This is a genomic window from Aquabacterium sp., assembly GCF_048860245.1.
Classification (GTDB): Bacteria; Pseudomonadota; Gammaproteobacteria; order Burkholderiales; family Burkholderiaceae_C; genus Aquabacterium.
In genome coordinates this window covers 1-2,500 of record NZ_JBLIZW010000038.1, presented here as the reverse complement: position 1 = coordinate 2,500, position 2,500 = coordinate 1, and the positions used below count along the sequence as shown (strand labels likewise).

Genomic DNA, 2,500 nt, shown 5'->3' with positions numbered 1-2,500 from the left:
CCACGCGGCAAACGCATGACCCCCGGTCTTTGGGAAAAGATTCGCGGCCAGCGCCTGCGTTTCATCTACCGCCGGGGCAAACCGTCGCTGCTCGTCGCAGAAAACCAGCGCGCCCGCCAAGGTCAACGCGGCGGTTTCTCGGCCGCTTCACAAAAGGCCCAGACCACTGGCCGAGGGCTGGTGACGGTGCCGATGTTCCTGCTCTTGCACCAAGTGACCCTCAAAAAGAAATTCGACATCGACCGCAGCGCGCGTCGCTGGATCAGCACGCTGGCCCAGCGCATTGCCAACCGTTTCGATGAAGCCGACCGCAAAGGGGCAACGTCATGAGCCAAAGAGAGAACGCCATCGGTGCTTTGTTCGCCGTGCTCGGCCAGTTGTCACTGGGAACAACGGTCAAGCGCAACGCCGCCTTGCCCGAGCGTATCGCGGACCACGCCATGGCGATCTTGCGCGATGGCGAGATGGGAGAACCCGAGGTGTCGCTGTCACCGCTGACCTACCACTGGCAACACCAGGTGGCCATTGAATTGTTCGTGGCCGATCCGGATGCCGCTGCGCGTGATGCACGCATGGATGGGCTGCTCACCGAGTTGGCCGTCCTAATCGAATCCGACCGGACGCTCACCGGTGTTGTCGAGTACGCCGAAATCGGTCCACCCAAATTCGATGAACTGGCCCCCGAAGGCACAAGCGGCATCAAGACCTGCCTGCTGCCTGTGGTCCTGCACTACAGCAGCAGCGGTCCACTGAACTGACCCGTCGAATTTCATTTCGACACCCATTCACAACCAATCCTGCAAGGAGTTCACTATGGCCCGTGCCTACGGCGCGAACGCCAGCCTCTTGGCCGCGTTCGAATCCACCTATGGCAGCACCCCGGTAGATGGCTACTGGCAGCTGCCCTTTGTATCTACCTCACTCGGCTCCGAACAGGGGCTGATAGCCAACGATCTGATTGGCCTCGGGCGCGACCCGAGTGCGCCGATCCGTGACGTGATCAAGGTCGAAGGCGACATGGTCGTGCCGCTGGACGTGCGGCACATCGGTCTGTGGCTCAAGGCCTTGATGGGCGAGCCTACCTCGGCGGGAACGAGCGTGATGACCCACACCTTCACCTCCGGCAAACCGAGCCTGCCCAGCCTCACCCTGGAAACCGGTCTGCCGGATATCCCGGCCTGGTTCGTCGCCTCCGGCGTCATGGTCAACAGCCTGCAGATGGGCTTTGCCCGCTCGGGAGCCGCGAATGCCACGGTCGGTCTGGTGGCCCAAGGCGAGGTGCGGCGTACCGCCACGCTGGATGACACCCCGGCCAGTCGGGATTTGCAGCGCTTCAACCAGTTCCAAGGCCAAGTCCTGCGTGAAGGCCAGGCGCTGGGAAACGTGGTTTCGGCGCAGCTGACGTACTCCAACAACCTGGAACGCATCGAGACCATCCGCTCGGACGGCAAGATCGATGGCGCGGATCCGACGGTGGCCAGCCTCACCGGCAATCTGGAAGTGAGGTTTGCCGACACCACGCTGATCGATGCCGCCACGAACAACACGCCGCTGGAATTGACCTTCGGCTACGCGATTGATGCCGATCACCGCCTGACCTTCATCGCGCACGAGGTCTATTTACCGAAGCCCAAGCTCTCCATCTCCGGGCCGGGCGGTATCCAGGCCACCTTCGAGTGGCAAGCCGCCAAGGCCACCAGCGTGGCGCGCATGTTCACCGTCGAACTGGTGAACGACGTTTCTTCTTACTGATCACCCGACCGAGGTTTCTCATGATCAAACTCAATCTCCCGCGTGAGCCGCACTGGATCACGCTGGCAGCTGGCGTACGCCTGCAGGTACGCCCTGCGACTACTGCACTGGTGATGGCCGCGCGCCATGCGGCATCCAAAGTGCCCGGCACCGACACCGCTGCTGCCGGTGAGCGTACCGCCACCCTCATCACCGAACTGGCCAAGCTGGCCGTGCTGGCCTGGGAAGGTGTGGCCGACGACAAGGGCAAACCGGCTGCAGTCACACCAGACGGTGTCGCCGCGCTGATGGAGCACTGGCTGCTGGCTGATGCCTTCGAGCGCGAATACCTCGCCGGCCTCTACGCCCTCGATTCCGAAAAAAACGCCTGAAGGCCCGCACCGCGTGGCACTTCGGTGGCGGGCCCAGCTATTGCCAGGCCTGCCCCGAACCGTGCCCCGAGTGCCCGTACACCATGAACGCGCCCGAGAGCCTGGAAGGCTGGCAAGCCGCCAGTGCGATTGACATCTGTGCCAGCCAATTGCGCATGGCGCAGGGCCGCGTGGTGGGGCTCGACCTCAATGCCTGGATGCTGGCTTGCGAGTGCACGGGGCTCGATCGCGCGACGGCAATCGATCTCTTCCCGGCGGTCGAGGCGGGCCTGATGAGCACTGTTCAAAACGACGACTGAATTTCCCCATGGCTGAACGCAATCTCTCCATCCGCCTGTCCGTGGTTGACGGCGGCAAGGTCAAGGCCGAGCTGACCG

General features: G+C 63.1%; 5 protein-coding genes. All 5 read left to right on the top strand.

All coding sequences use genetic code 11. The annotated features are described in order from the left end of the window. A partial coding sequence (locus tag ACMV18_RS04425; protein ID WP_420816843.1) for a DUF6441 family protein occupies positions 1-330 on the top strand: 330 nt, incomplete at its 5' end. Next, the gene (locus ACMV18_RS04420; RefSeq protein ID WP_420816842.1) at positions 327-758 is read left to right on the top strand and encodes a hypothetical protein; all 432 of its coding nucleotides are present in this window, start codon (positions 327-329) and stop codon (positions 756-758) included. The genes ACMV18_RS04425 and ACMV18_RS04420, both read left to right, overlap by 4 nt. A 55-nt stretch (positions 759-813) precedes the next feature. Continuing rightward, positions 814-1,752 carry a phage tail tube protein gene (locus ACMV18_RS04415; RefSeq protein WP_420816841.1) on the top strand — a complete coding sequence of 313 codons (939 nt, stop codon included), beginning with the start codon at positions 814-816 and terminating at the stop codon, positions 1,750-1,752. Positions 1,753-1,772: 20 nt separating this feature from the next. Continuing rightward, entirely contained in the window at positions 1,773-2,123 is a 351-nt protein-coding gene (locus ACMV18_RS04410) for a hypothetical protein (RefSeq protein WP_420816840.1), read from the top strand. Positions 2,124-2,206: 83 nt separating this feature from the next. Beyond that, the gene (locus ACMV18_RS04405; RefSeq protein WP_420816839.1) at positions 2,207-2,422 is read left to right on the top strand and encodes a hypothetical protein; all 216 of its coding nucleotides are present in this window, start codon (positions 2,207-2,209) and stop codon (positions 2,420-2,422) included. The last annotated feature ends 78 nt before the right edge of the window (positions 2,423-2,500 follow it).

Excerpts from the sequence above, each read along its gene's own strand:
- ACMV18_RS04410 (WP_420816840.1), top strand. The coding sequence starts at position 1,773 with ATGATCAAACTCAATCTCCCGCGTGAGCCGCACTGGATCACGCTGGCA.
- ACMV18_RS04405 (WP_420816839.1), top strand. The coding sequence starts at position 2,207 with ATGAACGCGCCCGAGAGCCTGGAAGGCTGGCAAGCCGCCAGTGCGATT.
- ACMV18_RS04420 (WP_420816842.1), top strand. The coding sequence starts at position 327 with ATGAGCCAAAGAGAGAACGCCATCGGTGCTTTGTTCGCCGTGCTCGGC.
- ACMV18_RS04415 (WP_420816841.1), top strand. The coding sequence starts at position 814 with ATGGCCCGTGCCTACGGCGCGAACGCCAGCCTCTTGGCCGCGTTCGAA.